12 protein-coding genes are annotated in these 16,767 nt (G+C 47.6%); 7 read left to right on the top strand and 5 right to left on the bottom strand.

Features of this window, described 5'->3' with window-relative positions; translation table 11 throughout:
• Window positions 1-16: 16 nt before the first annotated feature.
• Window positions 17-1,321, bottom strand: a complete 1,305-nt coding sequence (locus Q369_RS0102945; protein WP_031526274.1) for a hemolysin family protein — start codon at window positions 1,319-1,321, stop codon at window positions 17-19.
• A 129-nt stretch (window positions 1,322-1,450) separates the two neighbouring features.
• Between Q369_RS0102945 and Q369_RS0102950 the strand changes: the two genes are divergently transcribed.
• The 5 genes from Q369_RS0102950 (at window position 1,451) to Q369_RS0102970 (ending at window position 8,521) form a co-directional block, all read left to right on the top strand.
• Window positions 1,451-2,656: a DUF763 domain-containing protein gene (locus tag Q369_RS0102950; RefSeq protein WP_031526275.1), complete on the top strand. Its 1,206-nt coding sequence runs from the start codon at window positions 1,451-1,453 to the stop codon at window positions 2,654-2,656.
• Between the two features lie 79 nt (window positions 2,657-2,735).
• On the top strand, window positions 2,736-3,296 hold the full coding sequence (locus tag Q369_RS0102955; RefSeq protein ID WP_031526276.1) for a Uma2 family endonuclease: 561 nt from the start codon (window positions 2,736-2,738) through the stop codon (window positions 3,294-3,296).
• Window positions 3,297-3,420: 124 nt separating this feature from the next.
• Entirely contained in the window at window positions 3,421-6,846 is a 3,426-nt protein-coding gene (locus tag Q369_RS0102960) for a DUF7133 domain-containing protein (RefSeq protein WP_031526278.1), read from the top strand.
• 299 nt (window positions 6,847-7,145) lie between these two features.
• Window positions 7,146-8,189, top strand: a complete 1,044-nt coding sequence (locus Q369_RS0102965; RefSeq protein ID WP_031526279.1) for a hypothetical protein — start codon at window positions 7,146-7,148, stop codon at window positions 8,187-8,189.
• Window positions 8,186-8,521 carry a DUF6984 family protein gene (locus tag Q369_RS0102970; RefSeq protein ID WP_031526280.1) on the top strand — a complete coding sequence of 112 codons (336 nt, stop codon included), beginning with the start codon at window positions 8,186-8,188 and terminating at the stop codon, window positions 8,519-8,521. The genes Q369_RS0102965 and Q369_RS0102970 overlap by 4 nt, the downstream gene beginning before the upstream one ends.
• A 3-nt stretch (window positions 8,522-8,524) precedes the next feature.
• Here the strand turns inward: Q369_RS0102970 and Q369_RS0102975 are convergent, their stop codons facing one another.
• Both Q369_RS0102975 and arfB read right to left on the bottom strand, forming a co-directional pair.
• A complete protein-coding gene (locus Q369_RS0102975) occupies window positions 8,525-9,766 on the bottom strand; it encodes an MFS transporter (protein ID WP_031526281.1) in 1,242 nt (413 codons plus the stop codon).
• Window positions 9,767-9,787: 21 nt separating this feature from the next.
• Window positions 9,788-10,195, bottom strand: coding sequence for an alternative ribosome rescue aminoacyl-tRNA hydrolase ArfB (gene arfB / locus Q369_RS0102980; protein WP_031526283.1), 408 nt, complete (start codon window positions 10,193-10,195; stop codon window positions 9,788-9,790).
• Window positions 10,196-10,500: 305 nt separating this feature from the next.
• Here arfB and Q369_RS0102985 point away from each other — a divergent pair, with 305 nt between their 5' ends.
• Together Q369_RS0102985 and Q369_RS0102990 are read left to right on the top strand one after the other, a co-directional pair.
• Complete coding sequence (locus Q369_RS0102985; protein WP_031526284.1) at window positions 10,501-11,841, top strand: DUF6600 domain-containing protein; 1,341 nt, start codon at window positions 10,501-10,503, stop codon at window positions 11,839-11,841.
• A gap of 110 nt (window positions 11,842-11,951) precedes the next feature.
• Entirely contained in the window at window positions 11,952-12,971 is a 1,020-nt protein-coding gene (locus Q369_RS0102990) for a GntR family transcriptional regulator (RefSeq protein ID WP_031526285.1), read from the top strand.
• A 135-nt stretch (window positions 12,972-13,106) separates the two neighbouring features.
• Here Q369_RS0102990 and Q369_RS0102995 read toward each other — a convergent pair whose 3' ends face one another.
• Complete coding sequence (locus Q369_RS0102995) at window positions 13,107-14,390, bottom strand: sugar isomerase (RefSeq protein ID WP_031526286.1); 1,284 nt, start codon at window positions 14,388-14,390, stop codon at window positions 13,107-13,109.
• A 69-nt stretch (window positions 14,391-14,459) separates the two neighbouring features.
• Complete coding sequence (locus Q369_RS0103000; protein WP_031526287.1) at window positions 14,460-16,583, bottom strand: bifunctional rhamnulose-1-phosphate aldolase/short-chain dehydrogenase; 2,124 nt, start codon at window positions 16,581-16,583, stop codon at window positions 14,460-14,462.
• Window positions 16,584-16,767 lie beyond the last annotated feature (184 nt).

Raw genomic sequence — 16,767 nt, forward strand, 5'->3', positions numbered from 1 at the left:
TGATCTTACCAATAAATTAAATCACACTTTGATTATCCAGTAATGCAATCTTGACCTGCGTAATTGTACTCCGCTGTTTTTTCAGGATAGTAAATTCATAATTCCGGGTCTTGAACTTTTCACCGACAGAAGGTATCCTGCCAAACTTCCAGATCAGGTAACCGGCCAGCGTCTCGTATTCGTTGCCTTTTGAAAGATCATGCGGCAATCGTTCGTTTAAGTCTTCTATCGAAATGGATCCGAGCACCGTGAAACTGTTATCCTCCTCATTTTTGATAATAGGCGCTTCATTATCGTATTCATCCTGAATCTCACCTACCAGCTCTTCCAGTATATCTTCCATGGTAATGATCCCGTCGATGCCGCCGTATTCATTGACAATGGCGGCCATTTGCTGGCGATTAACCTGGAAATCCCGAAGCAATGCACCGATCGGCTTTGAACCATGAACGGTAGAAATGGGCCTGACCAGCTCCTGAAGTACAATGTCTTTTCCCTGTCGCATTTTCAAAAGCAGATCTTTCAGATGCAGTACTCCTACGATCTGGTCGAGGGTATCTTCATAAACAGGTATCCTGGAATAACCCTCTTCGATAATCATTTCCAGTTTCTCCTCATTAAAATCGTTGATATCGACTCCGACGATCTGCGGTCGCGGGATCATAATCTGGCGTGCCAGCCGCTCTGAGAAGTCAAATGCATTTTTGATCAAATCATAATCTGCAGCTTCAATCATACCGCTTTCCTTCTGTTGCTGGACCAGGTACCTGAGCTCATCACTGCTGTGAACGTCGCTTCCGTGAGAGGGCGTGATTCCGATCGTTTTCAGGATAAAATTGGCGATACCGTTCAGCATCCAGACAATTGGGCGGAAAATCAGAAAGAATATGTGCAATGGGTAAGACAAAACCAATGTAGTCGCCTCTGGCCGCTGAATGGCGATTGACTTAGGCGCGAGTTCTCCGAAAACAATGTGAAGTACCGTGATTATAGCGAATGCAGCAGGCAACGCAATCTGATGCGCGAGCTCTGGATCCAGCGAAATTCCTATAAGCTCCATGCCGCCGATCAGGATTTTTGAAACGACCGGCTCCCCTATCCAGCCCAGTCCCAAGCTTGCCAGCGTAATCCCGAATTGGGTAGCGGCCAGGTACCCATCGAGATTGGCCACAATGCGTTTTGACAAAATGGCCATTTTATTTCCTTCCTGCGCCTTATGCTCCAACTGGGAAGCCCGGATCTTGACGATTGCAAACTCTGCTGCAACAAAAAAACCATTGAGCAGCACAAGCACCAATGTTATTAAAACCTGTATAGCCATTAATCGGGCGTTTTCTTGGAAGTGTTATATAATGCGTATGTTAACAAAAAACTGTTCCATTCGGAAATTTGCACTATCGCGACCAGCAGGCTATCTCGAAGACCGACTGTTTTCCGTAACTTAGATTGTATGAAAAGTGGGCACGCAGACTTACCGCTGCATTACGGCAAAGTACCGGTTTGGTTGGCGCAACGTATGAGTTCGCTGGGCGGAGCGATCGTTGAGGCGATCGTCATGGAATATGGGCGCGGTGCCCTGTTGCAGAAGCTGAGTGATCCTTTCTGGTTCCAATCACTCGGCTGTGTACTTGGAATGGATTGGCATTCTTCCGGGATTACTACCTCCGTGATGGGTGCATTGAAGCGGTCTGTTAACAAAAAATCGTCCGACCTCGGCATTTACATTTGCGGCGGCCGGGGCAAGCACTCCCGCGAAACGCCTCACGAACTTTTACTGATTGCCGATAAAACCGGACTGGATGGAAAACAGCTTGTGCATAGCAGCCGGCTCTCTGCGAAAGTGGACAATACAGCTATTCAGGATGGTTTTCAGCTGTACCTGCATTCATTTATTTTGTCAAAAGAGGGAGAATGGACTGTGGTGCAGCAAGGGATGAACACTGATGAAAAACTCGCACGAAGATATCACTGGCACTCGCCTGGCATTAAGTCCTTTGTTGAAGAGCCGCATACATTTATTTACGGACCAAACCGCGGCAATATCCTGAACCTGACCGACAGGGCTGCTGCTCCAACCAAGATCGGCATTCTGGAACTTACAAAAGAGAATCCCGACAAGATCATGCGGGAGGTAAGCAGACTGGTTATGCCGGGCCACCACGATGTAAGGGCAGAAGACGTGAACCTGAAACGGCTGGGCGCAGTGCTTGCATTGGCGCACGATAATCCAGTTGCAGACATGGAATCATTGTTATTGCTTGAAGGAGTCGGCCCCAGAACGATCCAATCGCTTACATTGGTCAGTGAGATTATTCACGGGACACCGTCGCGCTTTTCTGATCCCGCACGCTTCTCTTTCGCGCACGGCGGCAAAGACGGACATCCTTTTCCTGTGCCTCTCAAAGTATACGACGAATCCATTCTCACGCTTGACCGGGCGATCCAGCTTTCCAAGATGGGAGATAAAGATAAGTCGGATGCACTCAGAAATTTGTCCAAAGTCTCTGCCCGGCTTGAAAAAGACTTTGAGCCCAATAACCGTTTTGATGATATCGTTCAGCAGGAAAGGGATAACTCCTGGAAGTACAATGGCCGGACTGTTAAAGGCAAAGCAAAAAAACCGAAAGGATCAAGTGGTCAGCTGGAACTGTTTTGATTGTAACACATAGATTTATTAAGTTTATGCTAACCTGTTTTCCTGACTTTTGAGTAAAGACAACATCGATACCGCAGTTATGATACTTCGTTCCCCATCATCAGTTTTACCCCGCACTCTGGATGAATTCCAGAAGTGGGAGTCAGTTGATGGATATAAATATGAATGGAACGATGGCAGGATAATACGGTTTGGTAAATTGAAAAAGAAGCACCTTTTCATTATCAGGAAATTACAGCAGCTATTCTTTAAGACTGTCGCTTTCTCCACAGGGGCTGCATTGATTATGGAGCAGGATGTAATGCTCAGCGGTATTCAGATGCGCCGACCGGATCTAGCCTACTTCAATGGAAAACAGATTGATGATTCAGCCAAATCGGACATAGAGCCGGTACCTGAATTCCTTATTGAAGTAATTTCCCCAACTGACGACGCCGAAAAGGTGGAAGAAAAACTGGCTGAATACTTCAATGCAAGTGTAAAAGTGGTCTGGCATATCTATCCTGAAAATGAGGTTGTGTATGTTTACACAGCCCGCAAGACAGTCCGTATTTGCACTGACCTGGATATTTGCTCAGCCGCTCCCGTCTTGACAGATTTCAATGTCTCAGTGAAGGAGCTGCTTTCGACTTCCATTTAAGTTAAGTATCTTCTGCTACACGCCAGCTCCCGGCAGTATAATCCTGTACTTTCCCCCTTTTTCGTTACTTTGTATGTCTTTCCGTTTTGGAAAAGCATTCTTCGCGCATTAAGCTAATTTCTCAATGATCTCCAAAATCCAACTAAAAAGACCTTTACTACTCCTGGCTGGGACTACCATTGTGGTGGTATCCTGCATGAAAATGTCCCCGACGGGATCTACTTCAAAAACAAACAGCACCGCAGTAGTAGTGCAAGAAGATGCTGCTACGGGGAAAGCCCGGGCTAAGGAAATTCGTGAAAAGACTTCGGTAAAATTAGCAGACGGACTTAAACTGGATCTCTGGGCCTCCGATTCCCTCGCTCCCGATCCGGTTGCAATTGCGGTTGACGACTGGGGCGCAGTTTACCTCAACCGTACCAACCGCCAGAAGAACTCTGAATTCGATATTCGCGGCCACCAGAACTGGATGACCGCCTCCATTGCGCTGCAAACCGTGGAAGAGCGGCGCGCATTTCTGCGGAGTACATTTGCGCCCGAAAAAAGCAAGGAGAATAGCTGGCTGAAAGATCTGAATGGCGACGGATCTCACGACTGGAAAGATCTTGCCGTTGAAAAAGACGAAGTATGGAAAATTCAGGATACTGACAATGATGGTATCGCAGACAAATCAACCCGCATTCTTGACGACTTTTTTGAAGAGGTTTCAGATGTGGCGGGCGGTGTGCTGATCCGTGCCAAAGATGCATTCGTGGCAATAGCTCCTGATCTTTGGAGATTACGGGATACAAATGGTGATGGTGTGCTGGATGAAAAAACCTCGATAAGTCACGGATACGGCGTACACATCGGCTTTGGAGGTCACGGAATGTCCAACCCGATTGAAGGGCCTGACGGAAAAATTTACTGGAACATCGGTGATATCGGTGCCAACATTACGACCAAAGAAGGTGTAAAACATGAACATCCTAACTCGGGTATCATTGCGCGCTCCAATCCGGATGGAAGTGACTTTGAAGTGTTTGCACACGGACTCAGAAATACACACGAATTTGTGTTCGACGAATATGGTAACCTGATCAGTTCTGACAACGACGGTGACCATCCCGGCGAAAGCGAGCGTTTGGTGCACGTAGTGGAAGGATCTGATGCGGGCTGGCGCTCTAACTGGCAGTATGGAAAGTATACTGACCCGAAAAACAACAGCTATAAGGTGTGGATGGACGAACAGCTTTTCAAACCTCGCTGGGAAGGTCAGGCGGCTTACATTATCCCTCCTATCCAGAATTTCCATAATGGACCGACCGGAATGCAATATAATCCCGGAACTGCGCTTGGCTCTGAATGGAAGAATAAGTTTTTCCTTGTAGAATTTGTAGGTAACCCGGCCCGCTCACCAATCTGGGCTTTCGGACTTAAACCAAAAGGTGCGTCTTTCGTGCTGAACGGAGAGAAAAACATCTTGTCAGGCATTCTTCCGACCGGCATCCGTTTCGGTCCCGACGGCGCTTTGTATGTAGCCGACTGGATCAATGGATGGGATACCAAAAATTACGGGCGTGTCTGGAAACTGGATGTAACAGAAGAGAAGAACGACCTGAAAGCACTTCGTGCAGAAACCAAGAAATTCATGCAGCTTGATTATGCACAGCAAAATGACGATATGCTGTTGAAGCTGTTGTCAAATCAGGATATGCGGATCAGACAGAAGTCACAGTTCGAGCTTGCGTCTCGTGGCGCAAAAGGCGCGGCGATTTTGAACAAAGCAATTGAGCAAAAAGAAAATCAGTTGGGCCGCATTCACGGGATTTGGGGAATGGGACAATTGGCTCGCCAGGATAAATCTTACGCCAATGTATTGATGACGTTACTGAAAGATTCCGACGAAGAGATTACGGTTCAGGCGGCCAAAGTGTTGGGCGATGCGCGCATTGCGGAAGCCGGCCCGATGCTGGTTCCAATGCTGTCCAGTAAAAACCCGCGCGTGCAGTTCTATGCTGCGCAGGCTATCGGAAGGATCAAATACAAGGACGGCGTCGCGCCGCTGATCAGCATGATCAAAGCGAATAACGATGAAGACGTGTACTTGCGCCACGCTGCTGTACTTGCATTATCGCGCATTGGCGAAGCTGAGCCCATTCTTGCATTGGCCAACAATCCTGAAAAATCGGTGCGTACCGCTGCGGTACTGGTACTTCGCAGAATGAAAAATGAGGGTATCAGTATTTTCCTGCAGGACAAAGATGAATATATCGTAACAGAGGCAGCACGCGCGATCAATGACGATCTTTCTATTCCGGGTGCATTGCCGGCGCTGGCGGGTACTTTGAACGAGAAAAGATTCAAGTCGGAGCCGCTGCTTCGTCGTGCGATCAATGCGGCGCTGAGAGTTGGCGGAGAGGCTCAGCTGAACGATCTCATCGCATTTACAAAAAGAAAAGATGTTGATAAGGAAATAAGGGCAGAGGCTCTGGCGACTTTGGGTACCTGGGCAAGTCCATCTGTAATGGACCGTGTAGACGGGCGTTACCGCGGCGTTATCACCAGAGATCCAGCTGCTATTAAATCCAAAGTACAGCCGATCATTGCGGATCTTTTAAAGGAAAGCGACCCGACTATACTCATCGCTACCTCACAGATTGCAAGCAACCTGAACATTTCAGACAACAATGAAACTTTGGTCAAAATCCTGAATGAGAACAAAGATCCAAAGGTGCGCGCGGCAATGCTCGTTGCATTGAACAAGCTGAATTATGCAGGAATGGACGCGGTGATGAAAAAAGGAATGTCTGATGCTGACGCCGATGTTCGTACCGCTGCTTTGGGAATGGTAGGAAGTGTGAATATGTCCAAAGAAACACTCACCGACATTTCCAACCAGATCTTTGAAAAAGGTAGCGTAAGAGAGCAGCAACAAATGCTGAAAGTGCTGGGCAGCTTGCCGGTCGTCAAAACGGAAACGATCCTCACTGATCTGATCGGCAGAATGGAAGCCAAGAAACTTCCCCCAAGTCTGGCGCTGGACCTGGGAGAGGCCATTGATTCAACAAAATCCACAGCTTTGATTTCGAAACTGGCTCCAATGCGTTCCAAGGGTGAAACTGTTGCGGACTACCAGGATGCATTGTTTGGCGGAAATGCGCAGTTGGGCCGCCGGTACTTTCTGACAAGCTCAGCTGCGGAATGCGTGCGCTGTCACTCCATAGGCGGACAAGGCGGCGAAGTCGGCCCCTCTCTTTCGAATATTGGAAACGTACTTTCACGCGAGCAGATCTTGCAGGCGCTGATTGAACCGAGTGCGCGTTTATCGCCAGGATATGGTATGGTAATCCTCACTTTGAAGGACGGAACGACAGCTGCGGGCGTACTTGCACAGGAAAACGAGCATGAACTGGTACTCAAAACTTCGGAGGCCGAGCCGCTCAAAATCGCGACGGCCCGCATTGCCAAAAGGGAAAATGTCCCTTCGAGCATGCCGCCGATGGGATCAATTATGTCGAAAAGGGAAATCCGGGATGTAGTTGAATTCTTGTCGGGGTTGAAACGATAGATTAAACCAACAGCGAAAAGGCTGCCTGAGTACGAATTCGGGCAGCTTTTTTGCTTTTTACACAGCAATAGTACAGACAAGCCAATGTGACTCCTTCAAAACATTCGTCAAATGGGCCTGTACTTTCGACGGATTTGAATAGAACTTCGACGAATTGCATAGAATTCGCCTGATTTTGCAGTGAATACAAGGTGCTACTTACCAGAAATTTGTCACTTTTGTTAAACAGGCACCACAACAGTGATGCTTCTGCTACTTCATCGGCATAGACTTTGTAAAATCAGGCATTAAAAACCGTAATGGAATTAGAAAAAAAAGAGGCAGAGGCGGTCAATAAAGCCATTCTTTTCTGGGAGGAAAGTAATCAGATCTCCAAAGAACAAGCGGAACAGCTGCGGGGAAGTTACCAGTTGCGCAATTCGAATGTCGATGCAATTGCCATTTATGCGTTGATCTCAGCCATTTCATGCGGTCTGCTGGCTTTCGGTGCATTGGTGATAGACGAAAAGTGGCTGGAAATGCTGCGGCAGAAATGGGGGATTTCCGAGAACATTTTCGGGATAGGCTTTTCTCTCCTGACTGCATTGTTTGTTTTTCTTGCCAAAAGACGACAAGTACGCTTTCCGCAGGCACGCGCCAGTAACGAAGCTTACAATATCACGATCATCCTTACCGTCGCTATCGCTGTCACGTACTGGACACGCAGTTTTGCCGACGCGCAAAGCAACTATGCCATGCCGCTGCTCATTGCGGCGATTGTGTACGGTGGTATAGCAGTTCTCTTACGCTCAACGCTCCTCTGGACGGTGATGATTATTTCACTTGCAGGCTGGTGGGGTGCACAAACGCATTATTGGTCCAAAGGAAGTTTCCGGTTCTTAGGCATGAATTATCCGCTGAGAATGACGGTTTTCGGACTTGTGATCTGGGGCTCATCTTTCATTTTGAAGCGCACAGGCTCAATGAAGTTCTTACAGGAAGTAACTTACAGCATCGGGCTTTTCCTGTTCCTGCTTGCAGCCTGGACACTCTCTATATTCGGGAACTATGACGATTGGGAAGGATGGAAATTGCTGAAACAAGGTCACTTCTGGTATTGGGCAGCCGCGTTTACATTGATGCTCGCCGGAATGCTGTATTATGCATTTCAGAAGGGATTGTACGTGCTGCGCGACTTATGTCTGGTGTTCTTTCTGCTTAACATTTACACCCGGTATTTTGAGTACTTCTGGGACCGTACCAACAAAGGCATTTTCTTTGCCATACTCGCACTTTCTTTCTGGTTTGTTGGAAGAAAAGCCGAACAGTGGCGCAATAAAACCATTTCTACCCCCACCAAATGAGACCGATTCGACAAAACGAAAAAGACCTGATTGCTTTCATGCTGAGATACATCAACCTCAACCCCGACGACTATCCCGTTAACGAAAAAGTAGATGAATACGAAGGCGGTGTAATGGGAAGTATCAGTCTGGGCGGCAATGTAGATGCTTACGCGGGTGATCTGATACAGGCAGAGTATGAGGACCAGGACGGAACGCCGGTTGTTATCACGCTTACCAAAGATGAAAACAACAGGTTACTCGATCTGGATTTCTGGAAAACCGACTTTTCAAAACTGCTGGTATACCCTACTCCAGACAAGCTCGTGTTCGGTACTCCGCCTTCTCAGTAAAGGTTACAGTTCCTCATAGTCGAGCTCTTTGCCGTAAGTTTCCTCCATTTTCCACAGAGACAACAAAGCCAGGGTAAAGCAAATACCGCCCACGATCGCACCGGAATGCAATACACCGACGGAGGGTTTTAGCAGCTGGAACAAAGGCAATGTAATTAATACCGTAGCGCGCACATTGTTCGCGACCGAAGTAGTGGCAGTAGCCCGGAGGTTGGTTCCAAATTGCTCTGCGGTAGTGGTAAGGAACATAGCGATATACCCGATCGAAAATCCAAGGCAGACGTAGCAGATATACAACACTTCATCTGAGCGGATACCACCGTAAAGCAGCCACGCTACTCCGGCCAAAGTCATGGCGATCATTACCAAAATGGCTTTCCGACGTGATTTCAGCCATTGACTCAGGATACCGCTAAAAAAGTCACCTGTAACAACACCAATGTATGTGTACAGCACACAAGTACCAGCCTGAACTTCTCCGGGAATGCCCAGCGCTTTTGCGAATTCGTTACCAAAAGTGGAATAAATGCCGATTACCATGTACGTAGGCAGCCCGATCCCCATGCAGCGGAGGTAGCGTACAAACCGTGCCCAGCTTGTAAACAGCGTCCACCAGGGGACCCGCTTCGCTCCCCGTTTTTCGAGACTTTTATTGAAAACCGAAGATTCGAGCACATTGAAACGCAGCACCAGCAGGATCAGACCCATTCCGCCCCCGATAAGGTACGCAGTTCGCCAGTCGGTGAGCTTTACGGCAAAGAAGGCTGCGATCGCTCCTGCCAGCCCGACGCTAGCAACTATCGAGGCGCCGTACCCTCTGAGCTCCCGTGGAAGGATCTCGGCGATTAATGTAATACCAGCGCCCAGCTCACCTGCCAAGCCTAGTCCGGCAATGAAGCGCAAGAGCGAGTAAACTTCAATGTTACTGGTAAAACCGCAGGCAATATTTGCAAGTGAATAGGTCAGTATCGAACCGAAAAGCACCGAGCGGCGACCTAACTTATCTCCTAAAACTCCCCACATAAATCCCCCGATCAGCAGCCCGGCTTGCTGCCAGTTATAGATGTTAGCACCAATGCGAGAGATTTCGTCTTCGCTCAACCCCAGATCTTTCAAACTCGGGACGCGCACGATATTGAACAGCAGTAAGTCATAAACATCCACGAAATAGCCTAGTGAAGCTACGATGACAGGTATTGTAAGAACTGCGCTTATTTTGGGCTGAGCAGCTGTAACGGAGTGCATTATCGATTGATCTAAACAGTCTTAATCTTCAAAAGTTTTCTTCCGCAACGATTTGACCATCGCATTTCGCTGCTTGTCTTTCAATCTTTCCAGCCGGGAAGCGGCAGTGGGTTTGGTGGGTTTACGGAGCTTTTTCACCGTAAATGCCTGTTTGATCAAGTCGTCGAATTTGGCAACGACTTTGTCCTTGTTGGCAAGCTGTGAGCGCTCGGTCTGGTGGTATAATACCAGGACTTTATCATTCGTTAACTTGGAGGCAAGTTTCTCTATGAGCGTTTGCTTCTGTTCGTCAGTAAGCACCGACGAGTTCAGGATATCAAATCGCAGTTCCACCTTTGTTTCTACCTTATTAACATTTTGTCCACCTGCGCCTCCGCTGCGGGCTGTCTGGAAAGTCAATTCATTGTGAAGTGTGTCGGGATTGATCATTATTCGGAGGAGATATATTGTTAACGCTTGTTAATGTTTAATCGCAAAATAGGGCTGTTAGCTCGCTTGATTGTCATACCAGGGGTCAGCCTTTCAGATTTGTCAAATCAAAATAAATGCTAAGAAGCTGTTTAATAATATTTTACAAAATAAACTTTAATAAATGCCACGAAAGTTTACATTGAAATTCCAAAAAGCAACCTAATTGTATTTCCGGTAGTCTGTATAACATCATTAAACCGGTTGCAAAAAGTGATGTCCAATAAACGATTTTTAAAAACAGAAAACAATTTAAACATACAGCCATGAGCACCACGCGCATACTTCGGATTCTCGGCCTGTGCATTTTAATGTTAGGCGGTGTTACGGTGTCCAATAAAACCCAAGCTCAGCCAGGGGTCAGTATTTCTTTTCAGACTTTTTATGAGGAGCTCTCTCCTTACGGAAGGTGGGTGCGCAACCCGCAGTTCGGTTCTATCTGGGTGCCCGACGTACCAAGAGGTTTTCAACCCTACTCTACTAATGGATACTGGGAAGTTACCGAGTATGGTAACACCTGGGTATCCGACTACGACTGGGGCTGGGCTCCTTTCCATTACGGCCGGTGGTCTTTCGACGATTACCTCGGCTGGTTCTGGGTACCTGATTACGAATGGGGACCTGCCTGGGTAAACTGGCGATCAGGTGGCGGCTATTATGGCTGGGCGCCGCTTGGCCCCGGGGTTAATATCAATGTTTCAGTAAATATTCCTTCATTCTGGTGGGTGTTTGTACCACAACGTTATGTAACCTATCGCAACTGGTACAACTACTGCCCGCCGCGGAGAAGAGTAACGAACGTTTACAATCAAACCGTGATCATCAACAACTACTATCGCAGCAACAACCGCACCTATGTGTACGGTCCGCGCCGCGACGAGATTGAGCGTGTGACCCGGAGAAGTGTACCTGTACGAACAATCGACGCAAGCCCAAGTGGCCGCGGCAGAGTGATTGTTGCAGGTAATGGCAGAGGAAATAATTACTATGATTCGCGTAGTGATGACAGAAGTTCGAGATACGAGCCAGCGCGCCGCGGATCGGTGATCGATGCCAGCCGCAATGGAAGAGGTGATTATAACAACAACCGTAGTGAGCGGGGCAATAGCGATTTTGACAGAAATGAACGGAGTAACAACGGTCGCATCAGTGACAATTCTGACCGCCGCGACGACCGCATCAACAATGGCCGGATAAGCGACAACTCTGATCGCAGTAGCGGCGACCGTCGCGACGGCGACCGGATCAACAATGCGCCGCGTAATCCTGTTGAAGACCGTGACAATATGAGGGGAAGCCGCACGAGAGAAGCTGAGCCGGCGTTCCCTTCTGACAACCGCAGCAATAACCGGTATGAAGCACCCCGTCAGCCTGATCGCAGCAGCAGGGAGGCTAACCCAGGATTTGGTTCGGAGAGAAGTGCCCGACCAAGCCGCTCCAATGATGCGCCGGTAAATGCCAGCCCTGGCCGACGTGAATCTTACGAGGCGCCGCAGCGTTCCAGCCGTCAGGAAAGAAGCGCGCCGGAGCCAAGAAACAATGGACGTTCTTCTCAGGAAAGTGCACCGAGAGGCGCTTCTGACAGAGGCAGCAGAGGTCCGAGATAATCTGAAATAGTATGTTTGAAAACCCGTCGGAATCCTAGATTTCGGCGGGTTTTTTCTATTGGATGCAGGATAAAATTGTTACTTTTAACCTATCCTAACCCCACTTTTTAATGGAAATACAATTTGACATTGAATTCAAAGAAAGTGCCCCCAAGTACATCCAGATTATCAAATCCCTCTTGCAGGCAATCAGCAAAGGAAAGCTGAAAAGAGGCGACAAAATCCCTTCCATTAACCAGCTCAGTGAGGAATATCTGCTCTCACGGGATACCGTAGAAAAAGCTTACAAACACCTGATCAAAGACGGCGTACTCATTTCAGTCCGTGGAAAAGGGTATTTCATCAATCGCGTTGACATTGAAACCTCGGTCAGGATTTTACTGGTTTTTAATAAGATCAGTAACTACAAAAAGCAGGTTTACAATGCGTTTGTGGAAAATCTGGGAAAGAATGTAAATGTGGATCTGCATATCCATCACTCCAATGCAAATATTTTCCGGAACCTGATCAAGAACAGCCTCGGCGAGTACGACTACTATGTGATCATGCCGCATTTCTACGAAAAGGCAGAAGAGGCGATCGAAACGCTCAAAACAATCCCGCCGGAGAAGCTCATATTATTGGACAGAGATCTCGAATTGAACAGTAAAAAGCATTCATCTGTATACCAGAACTTCGAGAAAGATATTGTGCTGGCGTTGAATGAAGCAGTCGACTTACTGAAAGTCTATAAGAAGCTGGTTTTGATATTCCCGACCCTGATCCGGTATCCGAAAGAAATTATCAAAGGTTTCCGAATCTTTTGTATCCAGCATGAATTCCAGCACGAGATCATGTACGATTTCCATGAAGATAACAAGGCTGTGAAGGATACTGCGTATGTAGTAATTGAGGAAAATGACCTGGTTAACCTGATCAAAAAATCGCGCGAGCAGCAGTTAACAGTTGGAAAAGATATCGGTATTATCTCCTACAATGAAACCCCACTGAAAGAAATCCTGCTCGACGGCATTACCACCATTTCAACCGATCACGAACAAATGGGCAGAACCGCCGCCGAACTGATCAATGAAAATAAAAGGGCAGTGATTAAAAATCCGTTTACGTTGATCCGGAGGAAATCGCTTTGAGGTTCCTTCGACTGCGCTCCTGGGTGACAAGTCTATTGCTTTGTCACCCTGAGCGCAGTCGAAGGGCAGGCACAAAAGCTGGTCGAAGGGCTAAGTACAACTCGCAGTCGAAGCGGGGTAAACCGCATTACTTTGTTACAACCCCGTCGCTACTGTCAGCTTACCTCTCTCATTCATTAACTCATTCCGTACATTCAGACTTCTGAACAACCCGATTGGATCGAGCGCGCCGCCGTTCCGGCGCATTGATTCGCGAACCAATGGACGCACGTCGGTGCGGAATGCATTCTGTAGAATTTGCTGTGCAAGTACTACGTCGTTTTCCATTCTTGCTTGTTCCAGCTTAGTGCGGTCCACCAGCAGAGCTTGTGCCTGTGCGATCAGGATTGCTTCTACTGATTGCAGCAGGTCTTCCAGCGGATCTTTTACGTTGTGGCTCGCGTCGATCATCCAGGCATACGTATCCGCGGCGCGGTTAGCCCGCTGCATTCCTGCCACGAGTTCTACGAAAATCAGGAATAATTGATACGGACGAATGCTGCCCACAGTCAGGTCATCGTCGCCATACTTGGAATCATTGAAGTGAAAACCCGCGAGGCGACCTTCCATCATCAGTGTAGCAACGATTTGCTCAATGTTTGCATTCGGTAAATGGTGGCCCAAATCAACCAGAACATCGGCTTTCGGTCCCAGCTTTTGACAAAATAATAAGGAGCTGCCCCAATCCTGGATTACAGTGGAATAGAAATTAGGCTCGTAAGCTTTGTATTCCACATATACCTTCCAATCATCGGGTAATGCAGTATATATTTCCTGCAAAGATTCAAGCGTATTTTGGAAAGACTTCACAAAGTTGGATTGGCCCGGAAAGGTAGATCCATCAGAAAGCCAGATTGATAGTGCTTTTGAACCCAGCTCTTTTCCGTATTTGATTACTTCAATATTGTGCTCAACCGCCTGCTTGCGCACGGACTTATCTACATGCGACAGCGAGCCGAATTTATAGGAAAGCTCCTGATTCTTCTGATCCTGAAACGTATTCGAATTGACAGCGTCGAATTTGAGACTGACCGAAGAAGCGAGGTCCATAATGGATTGTGCTCTTTCAGGGATATCCCAAGGAATGTGCAGCGAAATGGAGCCGCTGGAACGGTTTAATGCGTGCAGCAAACCAACATCTTCTGTTTTTTCCTCCAAAGAACGCGGCTCGCCAACGCCGGAGAAACGGCCGAATCGAGTACCGCCGGTACCCAAGGCCCAGCTCGGGATAGCGACCTGAAAATCCGAAAGTGCTTTTACTACTTCGCCGGCATTGATCCCTTCCTCAGCCAGTATGTTATTGGTGTAAGCCAGCTGGTTATTATGTCTGGAAAGTAAGCTGTCGTTGTGCTGGTCAATCTGATATTGTTCAATTCTCATGGGTAAAAGCGTTTTTTATGGAACAAAAAAACCGGGGCTTCCCGGCCCCGGCGCATTTCACTCAATTATTTATCTCAGGAATGCAGCAGGTACGCCACCGTCCACATTGATCACGTTTCCTGTACTCTTGCTCAGTAATCCACTCACAAAAATGTAAACTCCATTTGCGATATCTTCGGTGTGGATTTCTGCATTCAAAACCGTGCGTTTTGCATAATAAGCTGGCAGTTCTTCCACTTTAATTCCATAAGCTTTTGCACGGCCAGCCGCCCAGCCGCTTTCCCAGATCTTGCTGCCTGCAATCACCGCGTCAGGGTTAACTACATTCACGCGGATCTTGTCCGGTCCGAGCTCAGCGGCGAGCAGTCGCGACATATGTTGCTGGGCTGCTTTGGCAGTTCCGTAAGCTACATTGTTCGGTCCTGAAACGATTCCGTTTTTGCTTGCGATGTTGATAATATCTCCCCCCAAACCCTGCTGGCGCATAATAGCAACAGATTCCTGTGAAACCAGGAACTGACCTTTAACCAAAACATCTTGCAGAATATCATAATCCTTGACCGTTGTCTCAGCTATTGGTTTTGAAATCGAAAGTCCGGCACAGTTTACTACAATGTCGACACCGCCGTATTTCAGTTTGGTCGCGTGCAATGCAGCTTTGATCTGCTCGTCGTCGAGCACGTTTGCAATGGTAGTATCAGAAAAGTCTTTACCAAATTTGGCATCAAACTCAGCTTTGGTTTCAGCCAATGCTTTTTCATCAATATCCGAAATCACGACGCAAGCACCTTCCTGCAAGAGCTTTTGCGCAATTGCTTTTCCGATACCTCCTGAACCGCCGGTAACAAACGCCACTTTACGGGACACCGACTTTTCTTTCGGCATACGCTGCAGTTTTGCCTCCTCCAGCAACCAGTATTCAATGTCAAATGCTTCCTGCTCAGGCAGTGAAACGTAAGAAGAAATCGCCTCCGCGCCTTTCATTACATTGATTGCATTGATATAAAACTCAGCCGCAACGCGCGCAGTTTGTTTGTCTTTTGCAAAAGAAAACATCCCCACACCTGGCAACAAAATAATTACGGGATTTGGGTCACGCACTGCGGGGCTGTTATCATGCTTGCAGCGATCGTAGTAAGCCTGGTAATCTGCGCGGTAAGCTTCAAATTGCGGGCGGATATGTTCAAGTATCTCCTGATCTGTTGCTGTCAGCTTTTCGAATGGAAGATCCAGTACCAGCGGGCGGATTTTAGTTCTTAAAAAGTGATCGGGGCAGCTGGTACCTAATGGTGCCAGTTTTTCAAGATCATTGCTGGCAATATATTCCAGCACGCGGTCATCATCAGTAAAGTGGCCGATCATTGCCTGCTTTTCAGAAGCTAAGCCACGCAGGTATGGAGCCAGTTTTCCTGCAATCTCCGCGCGGCGCTCTTTCGGCTCACTTTCCAGTTTCTGACCTCCGAAAACAGGGCGGTTTTTGCCATAGTTCTCATTCAGGTATTCAGAAGCTTTTTCAATTGTATCTAATGTATTAATGTAAGATTCGTAAGCAGTATCGCCCCAGGTAAATAATCCGTGTCCACCCAGCACAATGCCGCGTATTCCCGGGTTTTCGGCCAGCGCCTGTTCCAGCTTCAATCCAAGATCGAAGCCCGGACGCTGCCAGGGTACCCACGCCAGTTCACCGTTGAATAACTCTTTTGTAATAGCTTCCCCTTCTTTCGATGCAGCGATCGCGATCAATGCATCGGGATGAAGGTGGTCGATGTGCTTGAATGGGAGCAATCCGTGCAGCGGCGTATCGATGGAAGGAGCTTTTGACTTGAGATCATAAATGCAGTGGTTGAATAGCTCCACCATTTCATCTTCAAATTCAAGTCCTCTGTATATATTTTTAAGACTATGCAGCCTGTCGACATATAGACCAGCGAGCCCGTTCCTTGTCAATGTACCGATATCACCGCCCGAGCCTTTGATCCACATTACCTCTACCGGATTGCCTGTAAGAGGGTCTTTTTCTATGGTTTTACAGCTTGTGTTACCACCAGCATAGTTGGTTAGTCGGAGATCTGCTCCCAACAGGTTGGAACGGTACAGAAGAAGCGCCACCTGATCATCGCCGAGCGAAGCTGCTTTTTCATCATCCCACAAATAGCTTACATACCGATACTGGCTCACTTTAGAACTGCTCATATATTTTAAGTTAATTATTTTGTCGATTTGAGGTGAATAGCACTTCCCAGAAAGGTTTTAGTTGCACGATTCTTACTCTGGAAAGGTGCACAAGATTAGAAAACTTACCTATCCACACCGTCCTGTTGTATCCTGCATGTAGAAATAAATTGAGAATTAATGGGAAATTAGGAAGTTAATAAAA

Origin of the sequence: Dyadobacter crusticola DSM 16708 (assembly GCF_000701505.1) — a bacterium.
GTDB lineage: Bacteria > Bacteroidota > Bacteroidia > Cytophagales > Spirosomataceae > Dyadobacter > Dyadobacter crusticola.

Bases quoted from the DNA above. Each gene is read 5' to 3' on its own strand.
- Q369_RS0102945 (WP_031526274.1), bottom strand. From the start codon at position 1,321: ATGGCTATACAGGTTTTAATAACATTGGTGCTTGTGCTGCTCAATGGT.
- Q369_RS0102950 (WP_031526275.1), top strand. From the start codon at position 1,451: ATGAAAAGTGGGCACGCAGACTTACCGCTGCATTACGGCAAAGTACCG.
- Q369_RS0102955 (WP_031526276.1), top strand. From the start codon at position 2,736: ATGATACTTCGTTCCCCATCATCAGTTTTACCCCGCACTCTGGATGAA.
- Q369_RS0102960 (WP_031526278.1), top strand. From the start codon at position 3,421: ATGATCTCCAAAATCCAACTAAAAAGACCTTTACTACTCCTGGCTGGG.
- Q369_RS0102965 (WP_031526279.1), top strand. From the start codon at position 7,146: ATGGAATTAGAAAAAAAAGAGGCAGAGGCGGTCAATAAAGCCATTCTT.
- Q369_RS0102970 (WP_031526280.1), top strand. From the start codon at position 8,186: ATGAGACCGATTCGACAAAACGAAAAAGACCTGATTGCTTTCATGCTG.
- Q369_RS0102975 (WP_031526281.1), bottom strand. From the start codon at position 9,766: ATGCACTCCGTTACAGCTGCTCAGCCCAAAATAAGCGCAGTTCTTACA.
- arfB (WP_031526283.1), bottom strand. From the start codon at position 10,195: ATGATCAATCCCGACACACTTCACAATGAATTGACTTTCCAGACAGCC.
- Q369_RS0102985 (WP_031526284.1), top strand. From the start codon at position 10,501: ATGAGCACCACGCGCATACTTCGGATTCTCGGCCTGTGCATTTTAATG.
- Q369_RS0102990 (WP_031526285.1), top strand. From the start codon at position 11,952: ATGGAAATACAATTTGACATTGAATTCAAAGAAAGTGCCCCCAAGTAC.
- Q369_RS0102995 (WP_031526286.1), bottom strand. From the start codon at position 14,390: ATGAGAATTGAACAATATCAGATTGACCAGCACAACGACAGCTTACTT.
- Q369_RS0103000 (WP_031526287.1), bottom strand. From the start codon at position 16,583: ATGAGCAGTTCTAAAGTGAGCCAGTATCGGTATGTAAGCTATTTGTGG.